Annotated in this window: 22 protein-coding genes; 17 read left to right on the top strand and 5 right to left on the bottom strand. The window is 62.3% G+C overall.

Features of this window, described 5'->3' with window-relative positions; all coding sequences use genetic code 11:
- Nucleotides 1-372 precede the first annotated feature (372 nt).
- The 4 genes from lnt (at nucleotide 373) to trmB (ending at nucleotide 4,848) form a co-directional block, all read left to right on the top strand.
- A complete protein-coding gene (gene lnt, locus NKH30_RS12755) occupies nucleotides 373-1,959 on the top strand; it encodes an apolipoprotein N-acyltransferase (RefSeq protein WP_352969665.1) in 1,587 nt (528 codons plus the stop codon).
- Nucleotides 1,960-2,096: 137 nt separating this feature from the next.
- On the top strand, nucleotides 2,097-2,516 hold the full coding sequence (locus NKH30_RS12750) for a helix-turn-helix domain-containing protein (protein WP_023676895.1): 420 nt from the start codon (nucleotides 2,097-2,099) through the stop codon (nucleotides 2,514-2,516).
- A 329-nt stretch (nucleotides 2,517-2,845) separates the two neighbouring features.
- The gene (metK, locus tag NKH30_RS12745) at nucleotides 2,846-4,135 is read left to right on the top strand and encodes a methionine adenosyltransferase (protein ID WP_023676896.1); all 1,290 of its coding nucleotides are present in this window, start codon (nucleotides 2,846-2,848) and stop codon (nucleotides 4,133-4,135) included.
- An 11-nt stretch (nucleotides 4,136-4,146) separates the two neighbouring features.
- Nucleotides 4,147-4,848: a tRNA (guanine(46)-N(7))-methyltransferase TrmB gene (trmB, locus tag NKH30_RS12740; protein WP_352969663.1), complete on the top strand. Its 702-nt coding sequence runs from the start codon at nucleotides 4,147-4,149 to the stop codon at nucleotides 4,846-4,848.
- A 60-nt stretch (nucleotides 4,849-4,908) separates the two neighbouring features.
- Here the strand turns inward: trmB and NKH30_RS12735 are convergent, their stop codons facing one another.
- Nucleotides 4,909-5,073 carry a hypothetical protein gene (locus NKH30_RS12735; RefSeq protein ID WP_352995626.1) on the bottom strand — a complete coding sequence of 55 codons (165 nt, stop codon included), beginning with the start codon at nucleotides 5,071-5,073 and terminating at the stop codon, nucleotides 4,909-4,911.
- A gap of 281 nt (nucleotides 5,074-5,354) precedes the next feature.
- Here NKH30_RS12735 and rimP point away from each other — a divergent pair, with 281 nt between their 5' ends.
- From rimP to NKH30_RS12685, 10 genes are all read left to right on the top strand, one after another.
- Nucleotides 5,355-5,987: a ribosome maturation factor RimP gene (gene rimP, locus NKH30_RS12730; protein WP_023676900.1), complete on the top strand. Its 633-nt coding sequence runs from the start codon at nucleotides 5,355-5,357 to the stop codon at nucleotides 5,985-5,987.
- Nucleotides 5,988-6,034: 47 nt separating this feature from the next.
- Complete coding sequence (nusA, locus tag NKH30_RS12725) at nucleotides 6,035-7,630, top strand: transcription termination factor NusA (RefSeq protein WP_023676901.1); 1,596 nt, start codon at nucleotides 6,035-6,037, stop codon at nucleotides 7,628-7,630.
- 38 nt (nucleotides 7,631-7,668) lie between these two features.
- Nucleotides 7,669-8,319 carry an RNA-binding protein gene (locus NKH30_RS12720; protein ID WP_352995623.1) on the top strand — a complete coding sequence of 217 codons (651 nt, stop codon included), beginning with the start codon at nucleotides 7,669-7,671 and terminating at the stop codon, nucleotides 8,317-8,319.
- Nucleotides 8,316-10,883: a translation initiation factor IF-2 gene (infB, locus tag NKH30_RS12715; RefSeq protein WP_352995620.1), complete on the top strand. Its 2,568-nt coding sequence runs from the start codon at nucleotides 8,316-8,318 to the stop codon at nucleotides 10,881-10,883. The genes NKH30_RS12720 and infB overlap by 4 nt, the downstream gene beginning before the upstream one ends.
- 123 nt (nucleotides 10,884-11,006) lie before the next feature.
- Nucleotides 11,007-11,432, top strand: coding sequence for a 30S ribosome-binding factor RbfA (rbfA, locus tag NKH30_RS12710; RefSeq protein WP_352969659.1), 426 nt, complete (start codon nucleotides 11,007-11,009; stop codon nucleotides 11,430-11,432).
- On the top strand, nucleotides 11,432-12,385 hold the full coding sequence (gene truB, locus NKH30_RS12705) for a tRNA pseudouridine(55) synthase TruB (protein ID WP_023676905.1): 954 nt from the start codon (nucleotides 11,432-11,434) through the stop codon (nucleotides 12,383-12,385). The genes rbfA and truB overlap by 1 nt, the downstream gene beginning before the upstream one ends.
- A 145-nt stretch (nucleotides 12,386-12,530) precedes the next feature.
- Nucleotides 12,531-13,625, top strand: a complete 1,095-nt coding sequence (gene corA / locus NKH30_RS12700; protein WP_352680483.1) for a magnesium/cobalt transporter CorA — start codon at nucleotides 12,531-12,533, stop codon at nucleotides 13,623-13,625.
- Nucleotides 13,626-13,765: 140 nt separating this feature from the next.
- A complete protein-coding gene (gene rpsO, locus NKH30_RS12695) occupies nucleotides 13,766-14,077 on the top strand; it encodes a 30S ribosomal protein S15 (protein ID WP_280940423.1) in 312 nt (103 codons plus the stop codon).
- A gap of 406 nt (nucleotides 14,078-14,483) precedes the next feature.
- Nucleotides 14,484-16,631, top strand: a complete 2,148-nt coding sequence (gene pnp, locus NKH30_RS12690; RefSeq protein ID WP_023676908.1) for a polyribonucleotide nucleotidyltransferase — start codon at nucleotides 14,484-14,486, stop codon at nucleotides 16,629-16,631.
- Nucleotides 16,632-16,720: 89 nt separating this feature from the next.
- Entirely contained in the window at nucleotides 16,721-17,734 is a 1,014-nt protein-coding gene (locus NKH30_RS12685; protein ID WP_352969657.1) for a class I SAM-dependent methyltransferase, read from the top strand.
- Nucleotides 17,735-17,770: 36 nt separating this feature from the next.
- Here NKH30_RS12685 and fabI read toward each other — a convergent pair whose 3' ends face one another.
- From fabI to fabA, 3 genes are all read right to left on the bottom strand, one after another.
- Nucleotides 17,771-18,583, bottom strand: coding sequence for an enoyl-ACP reductase FabI (gene fabI / locus NKH30_RS12680; protein ID WP_352613887.1), 813 nt, complete (start codon nucleotides 18,581-18,583; stop codon nucleotides 17,771-17,773).
- A gap of 13 nt (nucleotides 18,584-18,596) precedes the next feature.
- Complete coding sequence (gene fabB / locus NKH30_RS12675) at nucleotides 18,597-19,817, bottom strand: beta-ketoacyl-ACP synthase I (protein ID WP_352969656.1); 1,221 nt, start codon at nucleotides 19,815-19,817, stop codon at nucleotides 18,597-18,599.
- Nucleotides 19,818-19,939: 122 nt separating this feature from the next.
- On the bottom strand, nucleotides 19,940-20,458 hold the full coding sequence (gene fabA, locus NKH30_RS12670; protein WP_352470073.1) for a 3-hydroxyacyl-[acyl-carrier-protein] dehydratase FabA: 519 nt from the start codon (nucleotides 20,456-20,458) through the stop codon (nucleotides 19,940-19,942).
- A 239-nt stretch (nucleotides 20,459-20,697) separates the two neighbouring features.
- Here fabA and irrA point away from each other — a divergent pair, with 239 nt between their 5' ends.
- Both irrA and NKH30_RS12660 read left to right on the top strand, forming a co-directional pair.
- Entirely contained in the window at nucleotides 20,698-21,129 is a 432-nt protein-coding gene (irrA, locus tag NKH30_RS12665) for an iron response transcriptional regulator IrrA (RefSeq protein WP_352969655.1), read from the top strand.
- Nucleotides 21,130-21,138: 9 nt separating this feature from the next.
- Nucleotides 21,139-21,498, top strand: coding sequence for a DUF4260 domain-containing protein (locus NKH30_RS12660; protein ID WP_352770784.1), 360 nt, complete (start codon nucleotides 21,139-21,141; stop codon nucleotides 21,496-21,498).
- An 80-nt stretch (nucleotides 21,499-21,578) separates the two neighbouring features.
- Here the strand turns inward: NKH30_RS12660 and NKH30_RS12655 are convergent, their stop codons facing one another.
- Nucleotides 21,579-22,136, bottom strand: coding sequence for an SH3 domain-containing protein (locus tag NKH30_RS12655; protein ID WP_352541270.1), 558 nt, complete (start codon nucleotides 22,134-22,136; stop codon nucleotides 21,579-21,581).
- 156 nt (nucleotides 22,137-22,292) lie between these two features.
- Between NKH30_RS12655 and NKH30_RS12650 the strand changes: the two genes are divergently transcribed.
- Nucleotides 22,293-23,294, top strand: coding sequence for a 2-hydroxyacid dehydrogenase (locus NKH30_RS12650; protein ID WP_352470076.1), 1,002 nt, complete (start codon nucleotides 22,293-22,295; stop codon nucleotides 23,292-23,294).
- Nucleotides 23,295-23,323 lie beyond the last annotated feature (29 nt).

The following is a 23,323-nucleotide window of genomic DNA, read 5'->3' as shown; positions in this document are numbered from 1 at the left end:
TGCGTTTCGGCAAGCGGTGGAAACCGTTTAGCGTCTTAGCTGGCCGTTAGAGCCAACCCTGGACCATGGCTTGCAGCGAATGCGGTCCAAAGATCCGACACCGAAAGAGTTCCTTTCCAAGGCCGAGCCAGCGCGAACAGCAGGACTGCACTTGGGACGGAAACCATCAGCATGGCCAGACGCCATTGAGCAGCGAATGTCGCCTCAAGTGAATTGTGCTCCCGTGACGACCAGCATCATCGCATCGCTGGGCAAGGTCTGCCGAGGTCGAGGCCGAAGTTAATGCTCGGCAGCCCCAGCTGGGCGCCATTTGGAGCCAAGGCCGCGGCCTGATAAATCTTGCTTCCTGATTCGCACGACTCGGAAGCATAGATGGAGCGCCAGGCCGGCCGGATAATTCTGCTTTGGGGCTGGCGGCGCGCGCTGGTGGCGTTTCTTGCCGGCGCGCTGGCGGTTCTTGCCCAGGCGCCGTACGATTTCTTCGCCGTCTGTTTCGTTTCGTTTCCCCTGCTGGTGTGGCTCCTCGACGGCGCGACCGGCGAAGCCTCGGACGGTTTTCTGCGGCGCTTGCGTCCGGCCTTCGCCATCGGCTGGTGGTTCGGTTTCGGCTACTTTCTTGCCGGTCTCTGGTGGGTCGGCTCGGCGCTTCTGGTCGAGGCCGACAGCTTTGCCTGGGCCTTGCCGTTCGCGGTGGTCGGCATCCCCCTCGCGCTCGCCTTCTTCTATGGTTTCGCCGCCGTGGTCGCCCGGCTGTTGTGGAGCAACGACATCGGACGCATCGCCGCGCTCGCCTTCGGCTTTGCGCTGGCGGAATGGCTGCGCGGCTTCCTGTTCACCGGCTTTCCGTGGAATGCCGTCGGCTATGCGGCGATGCCGGTACCTTTGCTGATGCAGAGCGTCTCGGTGACCGGCATGGTCGGCATGGACGCGCTTGCGGTCTTCGTCTTTGCGCTGCCGGCGCTGCTTGCGGCGCGCCGGCATCTCCGCCTCGGCGCGGCATTGCTTGTCGTGCTCGTCGCCGCCCATGCCGGCTTCGGCTATATCCGGCTCGCCGCCCCCGAAAAGCCGGCCGCCCGCAGCCTTGACGTCCGTATCGTGCAGCCTGCCGTCGACCTTACGGAAAAATGGGATACCTCGGTGCGTGACCGCATCTTCGCCACCATGATGGGGCTTTCGGCCAAGGCGCCGGAACCCGGCCATGACAGGCCGCAATTGATCCTGTGGCCGGAGACCTCCGTGCCGTTTCTGTTCACCGAACGTCCGGATGCCCTGCCTGCGATCGGAGAGATGCTCGGCGATGGCCAGATGCTGGTCGCCGGCGTCGTTCGCGAAGAAGGCGGCTCGGCGGCCGGCAGCCGTTACTACAACTCTGTGGTGGCGATCGACGAAAGGGGCGAAATCGTCGATGCCGTCGACAAGGTCCACCTGGTACCCTTCGGCGAATACCTGCCTTTTGCCGATCTGCTCGGCCGCTTCGGGCTTGAGCAGCTTGTTGCCGGTCCAATGACCTTCGCGGCGGGCAATGAGCGGCATCCGATCGCGCTGCCCGGCGGTATCCGGGCGCTGCCGTTTATTTGCTATGAGGTCATCTTTCCCGATCTGGTCGCAGTTGACGCAACGTCAGCCGAGCTTATTGTGAACGTCACCAATGACGCCTGGTTCGGCGACACGCCGGGGCCGTACCAGCACTTCAGGCAGGCGCAGATCCGGGCGGTGGAGAATGGGGTGCCCCTGTTGCGCGCGGCTAATAACGGCATTTCGGCCGTTGTCGACTCGCGCGGTCGCATCGTCGACGCGCTGGCAATCGATGCACGCGGCGCGATCGATGTGCGTGTGCCGATCTCCAACCAAGCCATCGTTTCCTCCGGCCAACGACGCATTAACGGAATGCTGATCATGTTTTTGCTTGCCGTTGCGGCATGCATTTTGAACGTAAGGCAAAGGCTACGGGCGAATTGACAGCCGACACATTAGAAACTCATACTGTAAGCGCCTGAAAATTTTCGAAGTCGATAAGGTCGTTCTGTTGGGGCACGGGCCGCGGCGTCGTTTGGGCAGCAAAATAGAAAAAGCCGGAAAAATTCGGCGAGGAAAAAATGACAGAAGAAAACAAGAAAAAGCCGAATCCGATCGACATCCACGTCGGAAGCCGCATCCGGCTTCGCCGCAATATGCTGGGAATGAGCCAGGAAAAACTGGGTGAAAACCTCGGCATAACGTTCCAGCAGATCCAAAAGTACGAAAAGGGCACCAATCGCGTCGGCGCCAGCCGTTTGCAGGCAATCGCCTCCATACTCGGCGTCCCCGTCGCCTTCTTTTTCGAGGATGCGCCCGGTCAGGAGCCCGTGGGCAACCGTGGATTTGCCGAGGATGCTTCGATGACCTCCGCCGTCGAATTCTGCGGCAGCCCGGAAGGCCTCCAGCTGAATCGCGCCTTCGTCAAGATCGCCGATGTGAAAGTGCGCCGCAAGATCATCGAGTTGGTGAAGTCGCTTTCCACCGACGAAGTCGATTGACTGGCCCGTGAAGAGTTCAACAAGGAAGGGCTCGTCGTAGCTGGGCATGCAATTTCTCGCGGCTGCGCGCATTGAGGGATGTTCATTCCGCAGATGCGCTAAAGCGCAGATCGATTTCGCTCGACTCGCTTCCTGGAAGCCGTTTTCCTCAGTCTGTTGCGCAAGGGCTGATCGCAGTGCGCCCTGCCGCCGTCTCGGGATGCAAGGATAATAACGTCAAAATTCATGCCAGAACGGCTGCATGGCTTGACTAGCGACGCCCGGCACCGTTAACAACTGGCGCGCCAAAATCGGCGGCCTGCCGATATTTTTTTCAAGAGGGGACACCCGTGACGCGGCACAATTACTTCTTCACCTCGGAATCCGTTGCCGAGGGCCATCCCGACAAGGTCTGCGACCGCATCTCCGACGAGATTGTCGATCTCGTCTATCGCGAAGCCAGAAAGACCGGCATGGACCCGTGGAAGGTCCGCGTTGCCTGCGAGACGCTTGCGACGACCAATCGCGTTGTCATCGCCGGCGAGGTGCGCGTCCCCGAGACGCTGCTCAAGAAGGACAAGGAGGGCAACGTCCTGAAGGATGCGGCCGGCCATCCGATCGTCAACCCGGCCAAGTTCAAGTCGGTCGCTCGCAAGGCGATCCGCGAAATCGGCTACGAGCAGGCCGGCTTCCACTGGAAGACAGCCAAGATCGAGGTCCTGCTGCACGGCCAGTCGCCGGATATCGGCCAAGGCGTCGACAACGCCTCCGACCGGCAAGGCGAGGAGGGAGCCGGCGACCAGGGCATCATGTTTGGCTATGCCTGCCGCGAAACCCCGGACTTGATGCCGGCGCCGATCTATTACAGCCACAAGATCCTCGAATTGCTGGCGGCTGCGCGCCATGAAGGCAGCGGTGATGCCGGCAGGCTCGGGCCGGATGCCAAGAGCCAGGTCACCGTCCGCTATGTCGACGGCAAAGCGGCGGAAGTGACGCAGATCGTGCTGTCGACCCAGCATCTCGATGAGACGTGGGATTCGAAGAAGGTGCGCAACGTCGTCGAGCCCTATATTCGCGAAGCACTGGGCGACCTGAAGATTGCCGACAATTGCAACTGGTACATCAATCCGACCGGCAAGTTCGTCATCGGCGGGCCTGATGGCGACGCCGGCCTGACCGGCCGCAAGATCATCGTCGACACTTATGGTGGGGCTGCGCCTCATGGCGGCGGCGCTTTTTCTGGCAAGGACACCACCAAGGTCGACCGCTCGGCGGCCTATGCGGCGCGTTATCTCGCCAAGAACGTGGTTGCCGCAAAGCTCGCCGATCGCTGCACCATCCAGCTTTCCTATGCGATCGGTGTCGCCCAGCCGCTGTCGATCTACGTCGACCTGCACGGCACCGGCAAGGTCGACGAGGCAAAACTCGAGCGTGCACTGCGCGCCGTGATGGACCTGTCGCCTTCCGGCATCCGCCGCCACCTCGATCTCAACAAGCCGATCTATGCCAAGACGTCGTCCTACGGCCATTTTGGCCGCAAGGCCGGCCGCGACGGATCCTTCTCCTGGGAGAAGACCGATCTCGCCAAGGCGCTCAAGGACGCTCTCGCCGAACCGGTCGCCGAAGCAGTCGCCGCCTAACCGCGGCGCCTATGGATCCGAAGGACCGGCCAAGCCGTGCGACCGAGGCCTTTTTCGGTCGCCGGCGCGGCAAGACCATTCGACCACAACAGGCAGCGGCGCTGGAGAGCGGCTTCGCCGCCTACAAGCTCGATCTGACGGTTGAACCGCCGGCCGACTTGCGCAGCCTTTTCGAAGCCGAAGTTTCGGCTGTCCAGCTCGAAATCGGTTTTGGCGGCGGCGAACATCTTCTGCACCGTGCTACGGCCAGCCAGGCGACCGGCTTTATCGGCGTCGAGCCTTTCGTCAACGGCATGGCCAAGATGATGATGGCGGTCCGGGAGCGGCCGCTTGCCAATCTGCGCGTCTACGACGACGACGCCACACGTCTGCTGGACTGGCTGCCGCAGGCTTCGCTTGACGGCATTGACCTTCTCTATCCGGATCCGTGGCCGAAGAAGAAGCACTGGAAGCGGCGCTTCGTCAGCCCGGTCAATCTCAACCGCTTCGCGCGCGTCCTGAAGCACGGCGGAAAGTTCCACTTTGCGTCCGATATCGATAGCTATGTGAACTGGACGCTCCTGCATTGCCGGGCGCACGACGCCTTCACGTGGCAGGCAAGCGAAGCAGCCGACTGGCACCGGCCCTATGATGGCTGGCCGGGGACGCGCTATGAGGCCAAGGCCATTCGCGAAGGCCGACGGCCCGCCTATCTCACCTTCGTGCGGAAATAAGCGGGAAATTAGAGCTGAGCACAAGGCGAGCCGGCCGAAGGCTCTCGGCGCTCACTTGGCTCAGAAGCGACGGATCTTGTCGAAGGCTGCCGGCTCCATGCCGGGATTGCGCAGATCATGCGCACGCGGCTTGCGACCGCTTTCCACAGCCCGCGACGCGGCTACGGCGCTGCCGAACACGCTAAAGACATCGCCTATGGCTGAAAAAAATCCACGATTGTTCATGATGGGACCCTTTCGAGCGCAGTGAGCGCTCCAATTGTGCAATGCAACGTAGATAGTCGTGCGTGGCCGGTGCTCAAACGGTGATCACTGCATGGGCGCCATGCATTTGGAGCAGCGCTGCGGACTCGGAGCCTTGCCGTCATGCAGGACGGGCTTGAAACGAGGACCACGATCGTCTATATCAGCTTCAAATTCTTGGTCGGTATGACGAAGAGTGGGTCCACCCGGTCCCGCTCTTTTTTATTACCTGCCGACCGACAGAAATCGAGTGACGGGACCGAATGACAGTGACGGCAAGCGAAGGCGACGACCGCATCATCCGCGAAAGCGGCATCGATGCGCGCATCGCGCTGATCGTTCAGCCGGTACTGCGCGCCATTGGCTTCCGCTTGGTACGTGTGCACTTGTCGGGCCAGAACGGGCTGACGCTGCAGATCATGGCCGAGCGCGAGGACGGCACCATGACGGTCGAGGATTGTGAAGAGGTCAGCCGGGCGGTATCGCCGGCGCTCGATGTCGATGATCCGATCGAGAAGGCTTATCATCTCGAAGTGTCGTCGCCGGGCATCGACCGGCCGCTGGTCCGCAAATCGGACTTTGCAGCCTGGACCGGCCATCTGGTGAAGATGGAAACGTCGGTTCTCGTCGCCGACCGTAAGCGCTTCAAGGGCAAGATCGCCGAAAGCGACGCGGACGGTGTGCTGATCGAGCGTGACAAGGCCGCTTACGGCGAGGAGCCGACGGTACGTGTTCCCTACGATGCGATTGCCGAAGCGCGGCTGATTCTGACCGACGACCTTATCCGCGATGCGCTGTCGAAGGACAATCGGGCGCGCAAGGAAGCCAGGAAACGCCGCGGCGAACCCGAAGACGCACCAGAGGGTGCGGAAGACGAAACCGAACAGGAAATGTGATTGGGCTGCCGGCCGTAGAGGTCGGCAACAAGCTCGGGAGAAAGAAGATGGTTGTAAGCGCCAACAGGCTTGAACTGCTGCAGATCGCCGATGCGGTCGCGCGTGAAAAGTCGATCGACAAGTCGATCGTCATCGCCGCCATGGCCGATGCGATCCAGAAGGCCGCGCGCTCGCGCTACGGCCAGGAAACCAATATCCGCGCCGACATCAATGCCAACACCGGCGAGATGAAGCTGCAGCGGCTGATGGAAGTGGTCGAGAAGGTCGATGACTACGCGACACAGATTGCCATTTCCTCGGCGCGCGAGCGCAATCCGGACGCCCAGCTCGGCGATTTCATTGCCGAACAGCTACCGCCGATGGATTTTGGCCGCATCGCCGCCCAGTCGGCCAAGCAGGTCATCGTGCAGAAGGTGCGCGAGGCCGAGCGGGACCGGCAATACGACGAATACAAGGACCGTATCGGCGAGATCGTCAACGGTACCGTCAAGCGCGTCGAATACGGCAACGTCATCGTCGATCTCGGCCGCGGCGAGGCGATCATCCGCCGCGACGAGCTGATTCCGCGCGAAAACTACAAATATGGCGATCGCGTCCGCGCCTATGTCTATGACGTGCGCCGCGAACAGCGCGGCCCGCAGATCTTCCTGTCGCGCACCCATCCGCAGTTCATGGCGAAGCTGTTCACCATGGAAGTGCCGGAAATCTACGACGGCATCATCGAGATCAAGTCGGTCGCCCGCGATCCGGGTTCGCGCGCCAAGATCGCTGTCATCTCGCGCGACAGCTCCATCGATCCGGTCGGCGCCTGCGTCGGCATGCGCGGCAGCCGCGTCCAGGCGGTCGTCGGTGAATTGCAGGGCGAGAAGATCGACATCATTCCTTGGTCGCCTTCGGCGGCGTCCTTCATTGTCAATGCATTGCAGCCGGCGGAAGTCGCCAAGGTCGTGCTCGACGAGGATGCCGAGCGCATCGAGGTCGTCGTTCCCGACGATCAGCTGTCGCTGGCCATCGGCCGCCGCGGCCAGAACGTCCGTCTTGCCTCGCAGCTCACCGGCTGGGATATCGACATCCTGACCGAGCAGGAAGAGAGCGAACGCCGCCAGAAGGAATTCGTCGAACGGTCGTCGCTGTTCATGGAAGCCCTCGACGTCGACGAGATGGTCGGCCAGGTGCTCGCTTCCGAAGGCTTCACCAGCGTCGAGGAGGTCGCGTATGTCGACTCCGGCGAAATCGCGTCGATCGACGGCTTCGACGAGGACACGGCTTCGGAAATCCAGACCCGCGCCCGCGAATATCTGGAGAAGATCGAAGCCGAGCATGACGAGAAGCGCAAGGCGCTCGGCGTCAAGGACGAGCTGCGCGAGATTCCCGGCATCACCACCGCCATGATGGTGACGCTCGGCGAGGACGGCGTGAAGACGATCGAGGATTTCGCCGGCTACGCCGCCGACGACCTGACCGGTTGGAAGGAACGCAAGGACGGCGAGACGAAGGTATTCCCGGGTGTGCTCGCCAACCACGGCGTATCACGCGCCGATGCCGAGCAGATGGTCCTGGCGGCTCGCCTGAAGGCTGGCTGGATCACCGAAGACGAGCTTGCCGCCGAGGGCGTGCCGGCTGACGAAACCGTCGGTGCGTGAGGTGAAACCGCATCGCACCGAACCCGCCCTTGGACGAGATGAACGATCGCACCTGCATCGTCACCCGCAGGCAAGCCGAACCGGATGAACTGATCCGTTTCGTCGTCGGCCCGGATTCGGCCGTCGTTCCGGACATCAAGAGAAACCTGCCCGGCCGCGGTTGCTGGGTGACGGCCGACCGCCTACATATAGAAAAGGCAGCGGCCAAAAATCTGTTTGCCCGTGCTTTTAAGGCGCAGGTGAGCGTGCCGGCCAATCTTGGCGGCATGGTCGACGCGCTGCTTTCCAGGTCCGCTCTGGGCATGCTTGGCCTGGCCCGCAAGGCGGGCGCCATAGCGCTCGGAGCGACCAAGGTCGAGAGCGCCGTGCGCGGCGGACTTGCACTTTTCGTGCTCCACGCGACCGAGGGTTCCGACGATGGCGTCCGCAAGATAAGCCAGGCGCGACGGGCAACCGTCCACCTCGGCGGGCCTGCGATCCGCGCTTACAAACTTTTCTCCGAGGCCGAGTTGAGCTTGGCATTGGGGGGTACAAATGTGATACATGCTGCCGTTCTCGCGGGAGACGCGGGCAGGGCGGTCCAGAAGCGCATGGTTGCGCTCGACCGATATCGGGGCGGTTCCCCGGACGATCTGGCAATGCTTGCGGCCGTTGCTGACGAAGATGATGCCGCAGAGGATATGGAATGAGCGATACGAAATCGGGCGACGACAAGACGCTGAGTGTTACGCCGAAGAAGACCTTGACGCTGAAGCGCCCCGGTATGGAACAGGGCACGGTGCGCCAGAACTTCTCGCACGGCCGCACCAAGTCGGTGGTCGTCGAGACCAAGAAGCGCAAGTTCTCGCTGCCCGGCGACAAGCCGGAGCCGGCGGCAGCGCCTGTGTCCGTCTTCACGCCGAAGCCGGTCGCGGCAGCGCCCGCCGTGCAGGAAGCTCCCAAGGCGCCTCCCCCTCCGCCGCCGGTCGAACGCGGCGGCATGGTGCTGAACGAGTTGTCGCGCCAGGAAATGGAAGCACGCCGCCGGGCTCTCGAGGGCTCGAAGGTCCGCGATGTCGAGGATCGCCAGCGCGCCATCGAGGAAGCCAAGCGCCGCAGCGAGGACGAAGAGCGCCGCCGCCGCGAGCGGGAGGAATCGGCTCGCCGTCAGGCCGAGGAAGAGGCACGGCTGCAAGCCGAGGCCGAATCCCGCCGCCGTGCCGAGGAAGAGGCGCGCCGCCGTGCGCCGCTCGCCGCCGAACTGGCAACAGTCGATGACGAGGAAGAGGTCAAACCGAAGCGGACCGGTGCCGGCGCACCAGTGCGCCGTCTGGTCACGCCGGAAGTGGCGCGTCCGGCCAAACCGACCAAGGGCGAGGAGGACCGCCGCCGCGGCAAGCTGACGCTGAATTCGGCGCTTTCCGACGAGGATGCGCGCGCCCGCTCGCTCTCGTCGATGCGCCGCCGTCAGGAGAAATTCAAGCGCGCGTTGCATAACGAGCCACGCGAGAAAGTCATGCGTGAAGTGATCCTGCCCGAAACCATCACCATCCAGGAGCTGGCGCAGCGCATGTCCGAGCGCGCTGTCGACGTGGTCAAGTTCTTCATGAAGCAGGGCCAGATCCTGAAGCCTGGTGACGTCATCGACGCCGACACGGCCGAACTCGTCGCCACCGAATTTGGCCATACGGTCCGCCGCGTCGCCGAGTCCGACATCGAAGAGGGCTTGTTCAACATCGCCGATCGTCCCGAGGACCTGCAGCCGCGTCCGCCGGTGGTAACGATCATGGGTCATGTCGATCACGGCAAGACCTCGTTGCTCGATGCCATCCGCAATGCCAACGTCGTCTCCGGCGAGGCCGGCGGCATTACCCAGCATATCGGCGCCTATCAGGTCGAGAAGAACGGTCACAAGGTTACCTTCATCGACACGCCCGGCCACGCCGCCTTCACGGCGATGCGTGCCCGCGGTGCCCAGGCGACCGATATCGCCATCCTCGTGGTGGCAGCTGACGACAGCGTCATGCCGCAGACGATCGAATCGATCAATCACGCCAAGGCGGCCGGCGTTCCGATCATTGTGGCGATCAACAAGATCGACAAGCATGACGCCGACCCGCAGAAGGTGCGTTCGGAACTGCTGCGCCACGAGGTGTTCGTCGAATCCATGGGCGGTGAGGTGCTGGATGTCGAGGTGTCGGCGACCAAGGGCATCAATCTCGACAAGTTGCTCGAAGCGATCCTGCTGCAGGCCGAAATCCTCGACCTGAAGGCCAATCCGGACCGCACCGCCGAAGGCGTGGTCATCGAAGCCCAGCTCGACAAGGGCCGCGGCCCAGTCGCCACCGTGCTGGTGCAGACCGGCACGTTGATGCCGGGCGACATTCTCGTCGCCGGCAACGAATGGGGCCGGGTACGCGCGCTCGTCAATGATCGCGGCGAGCAGGTCAAGGAAGCGCCGCCGGCAATGCCGGTGGAGGTGCTCGGCCTGCAAGGCACGCCGCAGGCCGGCGACCGCTTCGCCGTGGTCAACAACGAGGCCCGCGCCCGCGAGATCACCGAATACCGCCAGCGTCTGGCACGCGAGAAGGCGGTTGCCAGGCATGCCGGCCAGCGCGGTTCGCTGGAGCAGATGATGTCGCAGTTGCAGACCAGCGGACTGAAAGAATTCCCGCTGGTTATCAAGGGCGACGTGCAGGGCTCGATCGAGGCGATCAACGCCGCGCTCGACAATCTCGGCACCGACGAGGTGCGCGCCCGCATCGTCCATGCGGGGGCTGGCGGCATTACTGAAAGCGACGTGTCGCTGGCGGAAACTTCGGGGGCTGCGATCATCGGCTTCAACGTTCGCGCCAATGCGCAGGCCCGCGCAGCCGCGGCTGCGGCAGGCATCGAGATCCGCTACTATTCGATCATCTACAATCTGGTCGATGATGTGAAAGCGGCTCTTTCCGGCCTGCTCTCGCCGGAGCGGCGCGAGACCTTCATCGGCAATGCCGCGATCCTCGAGATCTTCGACATCACCAAGGTCGGCAAGATCGCCGGCTGCCGTGTCACCGAAGGCAAGGTCGAGCGTGGTGCGGGCGTGCGCCTGATCCGCGACAACGTCGTCATCCACGAAGGCACGCTGAAGACCCTGAAGCGCTTCAAGGACGAGGTTTCGGAAGTTCCGGGCGGCCAGGAATGCGGCATGGCCTTCCAGAACTACGAGGACATGCGCGTCGGTGACGTCATCGAGTGCTTCCGCGTCGAGATGGTGACCAGGACGCTCTGAGCTCGAACGTTCGAGTTCGGGCATCCATCGAGACCGGGCGGTGGTCGAAAGACCGCCGCCCAAACCATATGAGACATGTGGTGCGGTCCTATCCCGCGCCCCACGATTTCAGGATAGAGAAAAATGTCCCGTTCAATCACATCAGGCCCATCCCAGCGCATGCTTCGCGTAGGCGAGCAGGTGCGCCATGCTCTGTCGGAAACCTTGCAGCGCGGCGAGATCCTCGATCCGCTGATCGAGAACACGGTGGTTTCGGTCTCGGAAGTGCGCATGTCGCCCGATCTCAAGATCGCCACCGCCTTCGTTTCGCCGCTCGGCGCCAAGGATGCCGGGGCGGTGATCGAGGCGCTCAACAAGCATGCGAAGTTCGTGCGCGGCCGCGTCTCCGGCGCGCTGCGCCAGATGAAGTACATGCCGGAATTCCGCTTCCGGCTCGACACCAGCTACGACAATTTCCAGAAGATAAACGAGTTGCTGCACTCGCCCGAAGTGGCGCGCGATCTCAGCGCCGACGACAAAGACAAAGACGACCGGAAGGACAGCGAATAGTGGCGCGTCGCGGCAAGAAGAAGGGCCGGCCGATCTCGGGCTGGCTGGTACTGGACAAGCCGGTCGGCATGGGCTCGACTGAAGCCGTCTCCAAGATCAAATGGCTGTTCCAGGCGGAAAAGGCCGGCCATGCCGGCACGCTCGACCCGCTGGCGTCCGGCATGCTGCCGATCGCGCTCGGCGAAGCGACCAAGACCGTGCCATACGTCCAGGACGGCGCCAAGGTCTACCGCTTCACGGTTGCCTGGGGCGAGGAGCGTTCGACCGACGACCTCGAAGGCCCGGCGACCAAAAGCTCGGACCGCCGTCCGGCGGAAGCCGACGTACGGGCGCTGCTTTCGAAATATACCGGCGTCATCATGCAGACGCCGCCGCAATTTTCGGCGATCAAGATCGCCGGCGAGCGCGCCTACGACCTTGCCCGCGATGGCGAGACGATCGACATTCCGGCACGCGAGGTCGAGATCGGCCGGCTCGATCTGGTCGAGCACATGGCCGATCGCACCATCTTCGAGGTCGAATGCGGCAAGGGCACCTATGTCCGCTCGCTGGCGCGCGACATGGGCCGCGACCTTGGCTGCTTTGGTCACATCGCCGAGCTGCGGCGGGTCGAGGTCGAGCCGTTCACGCAGGAAGATTTCGTTACCCTGGCCGAGCTGGAAGCCGCCCGCTTCGGCGAGCAGGGCGAGCCGCAAGCAGCAGACGCCCCGATCGACTTCGGTGCCATCGATGCACTTCTGGTCGACACCGCCGCCGCGCTCGAATGCCTGCCGCAGGTCGCGATCAGCGATGATGCGGCAACCAAAATCCGCCTCGGCAATCCGGTCATCATTCGCGGCCGTGACGCGCCGGTAGAAGCGGAGGAGGCCTGCGCCACCGCGCGCGGCAAGCTGGTCGCCATCGGCGCCATCGAGCAAGGCATGTTCAAGCCAAAGCGGGTCTTTATCGGGTAACAGCTGTCTCTCGGCGCATGATCTCCAACCGGATTCTATTTTGGGAAAGGATCATGCGCTAAATCAACAGGCCTACGGCGTCGTTTGCCGTCCGAAAGGATGCACTGCGCTGTAGTGCCGTTCGACGCTGCACTCGAGGGGGCACATGGCAAAGGCTGACACGGTCAACAAACGAGCGGCGCTCAAAACACGGAGGCCGCCGGTCGGGGCCTCGCCCGGCACGCTGATCGCCGACCCGGCGGCACGCCGTTCCGAGCTCAGGCTGACATTGATCTCGCCCGAAAAGTTCAAGACCATCGACAATGCCAGCATCGACGACGTCAACACCCATTGCCACAATTGGCCGGTTATCTGGCTCGATTGCACAGGCCTCGCCAACATCCAGCTGATCGAGGAGATCGGCCGGATCTTCAACCTGCATCCGTTGGCGCTGGAAGATGTCGTCAACACCGGCCAACGGCCGAAGGTGGATTTCTTCGAGGACCATGCCTTTGTCGTCGTCAGGATGATCGACGATGTCACCGCGCATCGCTACGAACAGATCGCCGTCTTCTTCGGCAGGAACTTCGTCGTCACCTTCCAGGAACGCGAAGGCGACCCGTTCGATCCCGTGCGCAAGCGGATCGCAAGCTCGGTGCCCAACCGCTTGCGCTCGCGCGGCGCCGACTATCTCGCCTATGCTTTGATCGACGCCATCGTCGACAGCTATTTCCCGCCAATCGAGGCTGCCGGCGAATTGGTCGACAGCATTGAGGACCAGATGCTGAACCAGGCGCACAAGCATCAGATGCGGCAGCTTCACGAATTGCGGCGCGATGCCAATGTGCTGAAGGGCGTGCTTTGGCCGATGCGCGACGCGCTGGCGACCATGATCCGCAATGACGTCTCTTATGTGAAGGCCGAAACCAAGATATTTCTGAACGACACGCTCGATCATTCGCTGCGATTGATCGAACTGGTCGAAACCCAGCGCGACATGCTGACCGGCCTGATCGAGATGCACTTGTCGCTCAGCCAGGCGCGCACCAACGACGTCATCAGCTATCTGACGATCGTCTCGGTGATCTTCATGCCGCTTACCTTTCTCGTCGGCGTATGGGGCATGAATTTCGACCCCGACACCTCGCCCTGGAACATGCCGGAGCTGAAGGCCTATTACGGCTATCCCCTGTCGCTCGTCTTCATGGCGCTTGTTGCGGTCGGGCTCTTTGCGTACTTCAAATGGAAGAAATGGCTCTGACTAGGCGGAAGTGCCCGTTTATGCAGCAAAAAGCCGGCTTGTGAATTAGGCTGGCCTTTTTGTCGGAATTGCACTATATGCGCCGCAGCTTCGCGCTTTGACGCGTTGCTTGCACCGGCCCCTGCTGGACGACATCCCGGCTGAGGGCGTCCCGTTTCCTCAAACAGACAAGGAAAAACACGATGTCGATTACTGCCGAACGCAAGAAGGAATTGATGGGCGAATTCGCAACCGCCAAGGGCGATACCGGGTCTCCGGAAGTCCAGGTGGCCATCCTTTCGGAGCGCATCAAGAACCTGACCGACCATTTCAAGGACCACAAGAAGGATAACCATTCCCGCCGTGGTCTGCTCGCTCTCGTTTCCCAGCGCCGCAGCCTGCTTGATTATCTCAAGCGCAAGGACGACGCGCGCTATCAGACGCTGATCGAGAAGCTCGGTCTGCGCCGTTGACGAATTGACCGGCGGGTTCTTTCGAGAGCCCGCCGGTCGCGCATTGGAGCATCGGGTCATCCAAGGCTCCATGAAGGAAGTAGAGCGCCGCGCATCGGTTTGGATGCGCAAAGGACGCTCTGAAGTTTAGATTTGCGCAGGATATTTTCCGAAAACCTGGTTTTCGGGTTCACGCGCAAGGCCACTCGGATCGATTGGCCAACCCGGTTTCGAACAGCAGAGGGCCGCTCGAAACCGCCCATGGACGGTCATGGGGCAGGATTGCAGGACGCTCGTGCGGCAAATGCGCCGAATAGCCGAGCTTCCCGTTGTCTTGCCCGTGGCTGCCCGAGAAAGGAAGCCAAGGGAAAGGGGCATCCGCGCACGCTAAGACGGCGCGGCCCTTTCCGCATACGAAGGACAAGACATGTTCAATTACCACAAAGTGGAAATCGAATGGGGCGGCCGTCCGCTCATTCTCGAAACCGGCAAGATCGCGCGTCAGGCTGATGGCGCGGTGCTGGCCACCTACGGCGAAACCAAGGTTCTCGCCACCGTCGTCTCGATGAAGGAGCCGAAACCCGGCCTCGATTTCTTCCCGCTGACGGTCAACTACCAGGAGAAGACTTACGCCGCCGGCAAGATCCCGGGTGGCTATTTCAAGCGTGAAGGCCGTCCGAGCGAGAAGGAAACGCTGGTTTCCCGCCTGATCGACCGCCCGATCCGCCCGCTCTTCGCCGAAGGCTACAAGAACGACACCCAGATCGTCGTCACCGTCGTCCAGCACGATCTCGAAAATGACCCGGACATCCTGTCGATCGTCGCCACCTCCGCCGCCCTGACCTTGTCCGGCGTGCCGTTCATGGGCCCGGTTGGCGGCGCCCGTGTCGGCTACATCAACGGCGAATATGTGCTCAACCCGCACGTCGACGAGATGCAGGAATCGAAGCTCGACCTGGTCGTCGCCGGCACCGCCGACGCCGTGCTGATGGTCGAGTCCGAAGCCAAGGAACTCGGCGAGGACCTTATGCTCGGCGCCGTCATGTTCGGCCACAGGGGCTTCCAGCCGGTGATCGACGCGATCATCAAGCTGGCTGAAGTCGCGGCAAAGGACCCGCGCGACTTCAACGCGCCGGACTATTCCGCACTTGAAGCCGAGATGCTCAAGATCGTCGAAGGCGAGCTTCGCGATGCCTACAAGATCACCGACAAGCAGAAGCGCTATGCCGCCGTCGACGCCGTCAAGGCCAAGGTCAAGGCCGCGTTCGCGCCGGCAGAAGGCGAAGAGGCCAAATACACGTCCGAACAGATCGGCACCGTGTTCAAGGAGCTCCAGGCCAAGGTCGTGCGCTGGAACATCCTCGACACCGGCTCGCGCATCGACGGCCGCGACCTGAAGACGGTCCGCAAGATCGTCTCGGAAGTCGGCGTCCTGCCGCGCACGCACGGCTCGGCGCTGTTCACTCGCGGCGAGACCCAGGCGCTGGTCGTCGCCACGCTCGGCACCGGCGAGGACGAGCAGTATGTCGATTCGTTGACCGGCATGTACAAGGAGAAGTTCCTCCTGCACTACAACTTCCCTCCCTATTCGGTCGGTGAAACCGGCCGCATGGGTTCGCCGGGCCGCCGCGAAATCGGCCATGGCAAGCTCGCCTGGCGCGCCATCCGGCCGATGCTTCCGACCGCCGACCAGTTCCCCTATACGTTGCGCGTCGTTTCGGAGATCACCGAGTCCAACGGGTCGTCGTCGATGGCTACCGTCTGCGGCACCTCGCTGGCTCTGATGGATGCCGGCGTGCCGCTTGCCAAGCCGGTCGCCGGCATTGCGATGGGCCTGATCAAGGAAGGCGAGCGCTTCGCCGTGCTCTCCGACATCCTTGGCGACGAGGACCACCTCGGCGACATGGACTTCAAGGTTGCCGGCACCGCCTACGGCATCACCTCGCTGCAGATGGACATCAAGATCGAGGGCATCACCGAGGAGATCATGAAGATCGCCCTCGACCAGGCCAAGGATGGCCGTCAGTACATTCTCGGCGAAATGGCCCACGCTCTGTCCGGCGCACGTGCCGAGCTCGGCGAGTTCGCGCCGCGCATCGAGGTCATGCACATCCCGACCGACAAGATCCGCGACGTGATCGGCTCGGGCGGCAAGGTCATCCGCGAGATCGTCGAAAAGACCGGCGCCAAGATCAACATCGAGGACGACGGCACCGTCAAGATCGCCTCGGCCAATGCCAAGGAGATCGAGGCGGCGAAGAAGTGGATACACACCATCGTCGCCGAGCCGGAAGTCGGTGAAATCTACGAAGGCACGGTCGTCAAGACCGCCGACTTCGGCGCTTTCGTCAATTTCTTCGGTCCGCGTGACGGCCTCGTCCACATCTCGCAACTCGCCAATGACCGCGTCGCCAAGACCTCCGATGTGGTCAAGGAAGGCGACAAGGTCTGGGTCAAGCTGATGGGCTTCGACGAGCGCGGCAAGGTCCGCCTGTCGATGAAGGTCGTCGACCAGGCCACCGGCAAGGAAATCGTGCGCGACAAGAAGAGCGAAGGCGAAGAAAACGCCGCCTAAGCTGATCTAACTATGCAATCGAAGCGGGCGCGCCGGAAGGTCGCGCCCGTTTGCGTTTCAACAACAGCCTTGCAGTTCAAGAGTGGTGAATGTCCGCCGAGCCGCTGAAAACGCTTTTCCATCCGTTCGGGGCCGGTGCTGTCTCCCTGCCACGAAAGGATGAACGCATACTCTTTCTCGGTGCCGAGCCCGGCTTTCGTTTGCCGGAAAGTTTTGATGCCAAGCTTCATCTTGTCCAAGGCTTCAGGCCGCACTTTCGCGCCTTGCAGGCGTCTGGCTTCGCGGTCACGCCGCAGGTCGAAGGCGAGGCTTTCGACGCGGCATTTGTGCTCGCTGGCCGCCATCGCGGCCAAAACGAGTTGCGCGTTGCCGAAGCGGTCGAACGCGCAGCACCAGGCGGGTTGATCGTCGTCGCCGGCAGCAAGGACGATGGAATCGCCAGCCTGCGCAAGCATGTCGGCGCCCTTGTGCCGCTCGAAGGCCACCTGCCGAAGCATCACGGCATTGCCTTCTGGTTTCGCCGGCCGGCCGATACCGTTGCCGCGGCAACGCTTCGCGCCGCCAATCCGGACTTGGTGGTCGAGGACCGCTTCCGCACGGCCCCAGGCATGTTTTCCTTCGACAAGATCGATGCCGGATCGAAGCTGCTAGTCGAAAATCTGCCCAACGATCTGCGTGGCAGCGTTGCGGACTTCTGTGCCGGTTGGGGCTATGTCGCCGCCGAAGTCGCCGCCCGCTCACCCGGCATATCGGCGCTTGACCTTTACGAAGCGGATTTCGAGGCGCTGGAGGCGGCCAAGGCCAATGTCGGCAACACAGGCGTGGAGCCACGTTTCTTCTGGATAGATCTGTTGAGCGAACCGGTCGAGCGCCGCTACGACGTGGTCGTCATGAACCCGCCCTTTCACCGCAGCCGGGCGACTGAGCCGGAAATCGGTGCCGGCATGATCCGCGCGGCAGGCAAGGCGCTGAAGCCCGGCGGCCGGCTGTTCATGGTGGCAAACCGCCAGCTTCCCTACGAACCGGTGCTGGCGGCCGCCTTCTCCAGCCATGCGGAGCTCGCCCGCGACGGCATGTTCAAGGTCTTATCGGCGCGACGCTGAAATCCTGCGGGGCAAGCCGGCGATACGTCGCTCGCGCTATTCCCGCCCGCCGTCGGTCTGCTTCAATTCGTCAAGCGTCGGCATGGAAACGATGTGATAGCCGGAATCGACATAATGGATTTCGCCGGTGACGCCGGAGGACAGGTCGGACAGCAAATAGAGCGCGGAGCCGCCGACTTCATCGATCGTCACTGTACGGCGTAGCGGCGAGTTGCGCTGCTGGTAGGAGAACATGTGGCGTGCGTCGGAAATCCCGGCGCCCGCAAGCGTCCGTACCGGTCCCGCCGATATGCCGTTCACCCTGATGCCGCGCGGGCCGTAGTCGTTGGCGAGATAGCGGACGCTGGCCTCCAGCCCCGCCTTGGCGACACCCATAACGTTGTAGTTCGGCATGACACGGACCGAACCGGCATAGGTCAGCGTGACCATCGAACCGCTATCCTTCATCAATGTGGCGGCGTGACGGGCGATCTCGGTGAAGGAGTAGCAGGAGATCACCATGGTGCGGATGAAGTTGTCGCGGCTCGTGTCGGCGTAGAGGCCTTTCAGCTCGTTCTTGTCGGAAAAGCCGATGGCATGGACGACGAAATCCAGCCCGCCCCACGCCTTCCCCAAAGTCTCGAAAGTCGCGGCGACCGACACGCTGTCCTCGACGTCGCAAGGCACCACCAGGGATGCGCCCAATTTCTCGGCGAGCGGCTTGACCCGGCGCCCGAAGGCCTCGCCCTGATAGGTGAAGGCGAGGTCCGCACCATGTTCGGACAGTTTGCGGGCGATACCCCAGGCGATCGAATGATCGTTGGCAACACCCATGACAAGCCCGCGCTTGCCCTTCATCAATCCGTCCATGGTCGGCAAATCCTTATGCGGAATAGCGCTGGAAAATCAGCGTTGCGTTGGTGCCACCGAAACCGAACGAATTGGACAAAACGGTGTCGATCCTTGCATCGTCGATGCACTTGCGCACGATCGGCATGCCCTCGAATTCCGGATCGAGGTTCTCAATGTGGGCGCTCTCGCCGATGAAGCCGCCTTGCATCATCAGGATCGAGTAGATCGATTCCTGCACGCCGGCGGCGCCCAGAGAATGGCCGGTTAACGATTTGGTCGACGTGATGAAAGGCATCTTCTCGCCGAACACCTCGCGGATGGCGCCCATTTCCTTGGAGTCGCCGACCGGCGTCGAGGTGCCGTGCGTATTGATGTAGTCGACCGGCGAGGACACCGTTGCGAGCGCCTGCTTCATGCAGCGCGCCGCGCCTTCGCCCGACGGCGCCACCATGTCGTAGCCGTCCGATGTCGCGCCATAGCCGACGATCTCGGCATAGATCTTGGCGCCGCGTGCCTTGGCATGCTCGAGCTCTTCAAGAATCAGCACGCCGGCGCCGCCGGCAATGACGAAACCGTCGCGATCGACGTCGTAGGCGCGTGAGGCGACCGACGCCCTGTCGTTGAACTTGGACGACATGGCGCCCATGGCATCGAAGAGATCCGACATCGTCCAGTCGAGATCCTCATGGCCGCCGGCGAAGACGATGTCCTGCTTGCCCCACTGAATCAGCTCGTAGCCATTGCCGATGCAATGCGCAGACGTCGAGCAGGCCGATGAGATCGAATAGTTGACGCCGTGGATCTTGAACCAGGTGGCAAGCGTCGCCGACGCGGTCGACGACATCGCTTTTGGCACCGCGAACGGCCCGATCCGCTTGGGGCTGCCGTTTTTAATCGTGGTCTCGGCCGCCTCGACGATTGCACGGGTCGACGGTCCGCCGGAGCCCATCACGATACCGGTGCGCTCATTGGTGATGTCGGCCTCGTCGAGGCCGGCGTCTGCGATCGCCTGGTCCATTGCGACATGGTTCCAGGCAGCACCCTGCGACAGGAAGCGCATGGCGCGACGGTCGATCATGCCCGATGGGTCCAGCGTCGGCGCACCCCACACCCGGCAACGGAAGCCATGCTCGGCGAAAGAGTCGGAGAAGCTGATGCCGGATCTGGCATCGTGCAGCGAGGTCTGCACCTCGTTGGCATTGTTGCCTATCGACGACACGATGCCGAGACCTGTGACTACGACCCGTCTCATTCGCAACTCCTTCCAGCGCCGACCCCGAACCTGAAATCAATTTCCGGAATGGAACCATGCGCAAAATTAAAGTGCTACAGCGTTCATCAGACGTCCAAGACGTCGTACTGTAGGGTCTTCGTTCAGACGGCGGCCGATTGCTTGGACAGACCGACCTTCAGATCCGTTGCCGCGTATATGGGCTCGCCATCTGCCTTCAGCCAGCCATCGGCGATGCCCAGCACAAGCCGACCGCGCATCACGCGCTTGAAGTCGACGCCATACTCCACCTTCTTGACCGAAGGCGTGACCATGCCTTTGAACCTCACCTCACCGGTCGACAGCGCCATCCCCTTGCCGGGTTCACCGAGCCATCCGAGATAGAACCCCGTCAACTGCCACATGGCGTCCAGGCCCAGGCATCCCGGCATGATCGGATTACCGATGAAATGGCAGGCGAAAAACCACAAATCCGGCTTGATGTCGAATTCCGCGCGGATGAAACCCTTGTCGAACGCACCGCCGGTCTCGCTGATCTCGGTGATGCGGTCGAACATCAGCATCGGCGGATAGGGCAGCTGCGCATTTCCCGGTCCGAACAGCTCGCCGCGGGCGCAGGCAAGCAATTCCTCGTAACCGTAGCTGGATTTCGGATCCGCCATCAATCTCGTCCCCGTGATCGTCCCGGGCGAAAGGCGCCCTTGTCGGTGGTTTCCTAACACAATCTGTTTCAGGCCGGAAACCGGCGTTTGCGCTTAACCTGCCCGTCTGCCCGGGTCAATGCGCGCTATTGATCGCATTCGGTCGACAGAATATATGTCAGGACACGTCCAGTTTCGGCAGATGCTCAATTTCTGCCATTTTGGACCGTCTGAGGCGGAACTGTGAGCGCGACGGATAGATGGATCTGGGTTGCCGGAAGGATAATGTCGCTGTGGACAAGCGGGTTCGTGAGGCCGGTCTGAGGCCGACACGCCAGCGCATCGCGCTGGCCGATCTGCTTTTCGCCAAGGGCGACCGCCATCTTTCGGCCGAGGAACTGCACGAGGAGGCGCTTGCCGCCGGCGTGCCGGTGTCTCTGGCCACCGTCTACAATGCTCTGCACCAGTTTACCCAGGCCGGTCTTCTGCGCATCCTTGCCGTCGAGGGGGCGAAGACTTATTTCGACACCAACACCTCCGATCACCATCATTTCTATATCGAGGGCGAAAACAGGATCTTCGATATTGACAGCGGCCCGGTGACGGTTTCCAACCTGCCGGAGCCGCCGGAGGGCATGGAGATCGCCAATGTCGATATCGTGGTGAGACTGCGTCCGAAACGCTGCGACTGACCGGCACTTATGAAATTCCTGGATTTGACGCTCCGGCTCGAATGGGTCGCCGTCGCGGTGGCGGCTCTTATCTTCTATGCAATCGCCGGTGTTTCCTGGTGGCTGTTTGCCGTGCTCATTCTGGCGCCCGACCTGTCGATGCTGGGTTACATCGCCGGGCCGCGCGTCGGGGCCGTCGCCTACAACGCCTTGCACATACTGATCTTCCCCGTTCTGCTGGCGCTTGTCGGCAGCGTCTTTGACAATGCAATGGCGGTAGCTGTCGCGCTGATCTGGATCGCCCACATCGCCATCGACCGCGCTCTGGGCTATGGTTTGAAGCTGTCAAGCAGTTTCCAGGATACCCATCTCGGCCGCATCGGCCGCTAAACCATCCCCGAACCGAAGACCAGCGAAACAAATGCCGGATCCGGTGCTTGCAGCGCTGGCCCGACCTGCGGTTCGGAAAGTCAGTTCTTGACCTTTTCGCCGGGATAGGCACCCCAGACCAGCGACTGCGCGAGCCAGCCGGTATGGCCGTCGAAGGTCATTTCGCACCACTGGCCATCGCAGGACTTGATCGTGCCCATCACCCCCGGTTCGAGGATCGCGATGACGCCTGCGTCTTTTGCCGGGTCGTCAAGGAGGTTGACGCGAGCGTCCTTGCCGCGCTGCCAGGGGGCGACGATCGCCGTGCGACGGCCCGAAAGCAGCGACTGATTGATCCAGCCTTCCGAGCCGTCGGCATCACGCACACGGCGCCACGTATCGAACTCCTGGATGATCTCCATCGGCAGGCCGGGCTTCATATACATCCAGTCGACGGAATAATTGACGCCCGGCCCAACGCGCGAGTTGACGCGGCCGGATTTCAGGCTGACGAAGCGCGGCAGTGGCAAGCCGCTTGGTCCGAGCGTGATGCTCTGGGCGGGTGCGGCGGCGCTTTGCGCCATCACCAGTGGGCTATGGATGAGAGCGCCGAGGAATGCTGCACTGAGGGTCAGGCGGAGCGACGCGAAACCAGACACTTTCGTTCCTTTCGGCGCCGGCCCATCGGCCTTCGCCCCTTTTTCTTTGTCTTCGGCGGAACCGCTTGTTACATGAATGACCGGTACCGCGATCGGCACTCAGTTTCGCCGTTCTTGGTTAAAGAGGTCTCAACGAGATCGGGTTCGAGGAAAACAATGGCAGGCAAAAAGAAGCCCCTCGTCGTCATCACGCGCAAATTGCCCGACCCGGTCGAGACCCGCATGCGCGAGTTGTTCGACGCCCGCTTGAATGTGGAGGACAGGCCGATGACGCAGCCGGAACTGGTGGCTGCGGTCAAGGAGGCCGACGTGCTGGTGCCGACCGTCACCGATAATATCGACGCGGCGCTGATTGCCCAGGCCGGCGACAACCTCAAGCTGATCGCCAATTTCGGCAATGGGGTAGACAAGATCGACGTTGCGGCAGCGGCCAAGAAAGGCATCACCGTGACCAACACGCCGAACGTGCTGACCGAAGATACGGCCGACATGACCATGGCGCTGATGCTGGCCGTACCGCGGCGGCTGGCCGAAGGCGCCAACGTGCTGACCGGCGATAAGAAATGGGCGGGCTGGTCGCCGACCTGGATGCTCGGCCGGCGCATTTGGGGCAAACGGCTCGGCATTGTCGGCATGGGTCGCATCGGCACCGCCGTCGCCAGGCGTGCCAAGGCGTTTGGCCTCTCGATCCACTACCACAACCGCCACCGCGTACTGCCGGCAATCGAGGACGAGTTGGAAGCCACGTATTGGGAAAGCCTTGACCAGATGCTCGCCCGCATGGACATTATCTCGGTCAATTGTCCATCGACACCGGCAACCTTCCACCTGCTTTCGGCGCGGCGGCTGGCGCTTCTGCAACCGTCAGCTTACATAGTCAACACCGCGCGCGGCGATATCATCGATGAGGAATCGCTGGTCAAGCTCATCCATGACGGCAAGATCGCCGGCGCCGGCCTCGACGTCTACGAGCACGAGCCGGCGCTGAACAGCAAGCTGCTGAAACTCGCCCACAAAGGCAAGGTCGTGCTGTTGCCGCATATGGGCTCGGCGACGCTCGAAGGCCGTATCGACATGGGCGAGAAGGTAATCATCAACATCCGCGCCTTCTTCGACGGTCATCGCCCGCCCGACCGCGTGCTGCCGCTGCGGGCGTGACCGGCCATCGTGGCAGCGAATTCTGGTCG

Origin of the sequence: Mesorhizobium sp. M1273 (assembly GCF_040318195.1) — a bacterium.
In the GTDB taxonomy this organism is placed as follows: Bacteria; Pseudomonadota; Alphaproteobacteria; order Rhizobiales; family Rhizobiaceae; genus Mesorhizobium.
The sequence above is the reverse complement of the archived record's forward strand: the minus strand, read 5'-3'. Positions and strand labels throughout refer to the sequence as shown.

Bases quoted from the DNA above. Each gene is read 5' to 3' on its own strand.
- lnt (WP_352969665.1), top strand. From the start codon at position 373: ATGGAGCGCCAGGCCGGCCGGATAATTCTGCTTTGGGGCTGGCGGCGC.
- NKH30_RS12750 (WP_023676895.1), top strand. From the start codon at position 2,097: ATGACAGAAGAAAACAAGAAAAAGCCGAATCCGATCGACATCCACGTC.
- trmB (WP_352969663.1), top strand. From the start codon at position 4,147: ATGGATCCGAAGGACCGGCCAAGCCGTGCGACCGAGGCCTTTTTCGGT.
- NKH30_RS12735 (WP_352995626.1), bottom strand. From the start codon at position 5,073: ATGAACAATCGTGGATTTTTTTCAGCCATAGGCGATGTCTTTAGCGTG.
- rimP (WP_023676900.1), top strand. From the start codon at position 5,355: ATGACAGTGACGGCAAGCGAAGGCGACGACCGCATCATCCGCGAAAGC.
- nusA (WP_023676901.1), top strand. From the start codon at position 6,035: ATGGTTGTAAGCGCCAACAGGCTTGAACTGCTGCAGATCGCCGATGCG.
- NKH30_RS12720 (WP_352995623.1), top strand. From the start codon at position 7,669: ATGAACGATCGCACCTGCATCGTCACCCGCAGGCAAGCCGAACCGGAT.
- infB (WP_352995620.1), top strand. From the start codon at position 8,316: ATGAGCGATACGAAATCGGGCGACGACAAGACGCTGAGTGTTACGCCG.
- rbfA (WP_352969659.1), top strand. From the start codon at position 11,007: ATGTCCCGTTCAATCACATCAGGCCCATCCCAGCGCATGCTTCGCGTA.
- corA (WP_352680483.1), top strand. From the start codon at position 12,531: ATGGCAAAGGCTGACACGGTCAACAAACGAGCGGCGCTCAAAACACGG.
- pnp (WP_023676908.1), top strand. From the start codon at position 14,484: ATGTTCAATTACCACAAAGTGGAAATCGAATGGGGCGGCCGTCCGCTC.
- NKH30_RS12685 (WP_352969657.1), top strand. From the start codon at position 16,721: ATGTCCGCCGAGCCGCTGAAAACGCTTTTCCATCCGTTCGGGGCCGGT.
- fabI (WP_352613887.1), bottom strand. From the start codon at position 18,583: ATGGACGGATTGATGAAGGGCAAGCGCGGGCTTGTCATGGGTGTTGCC.
- fabB (WP_352969656.1), bottom strand. From the start codon at position 19,817: ATGAGACGGGTCGTAGTCACAGGTCTCGGCATCGTGTCGTCGATAGGC.
- fabA (WP_352470073.1), bottom strand. From the start codon at position 20,458: ATGGCGGATCCGAAATCCAGCTACGGTTACGAGGAATTGCTTGCCTGC.
- irrA (WP_352969655.1), top strand. From the start codon at position 20,698: ATGGATCTGGGTTGCCGGAAGGATAATGTCGCTGTGGACAAGCGGGTT.
- NKH30_RS12660 (WP_352770784.1), top strand. From the start codon at position 21,139: ATGAAATTCCTGGATTTGACGCTCCGGCTCGAATGGGTCGCCGTCGCG.
- NKH30_RS12650 (WP_352470076.1), top strand. From the start codon at position 22,293: ATGGCAGGCAAAAAGAAGCCCCTCGTCGTCATCACGCGCAAATTGCCC.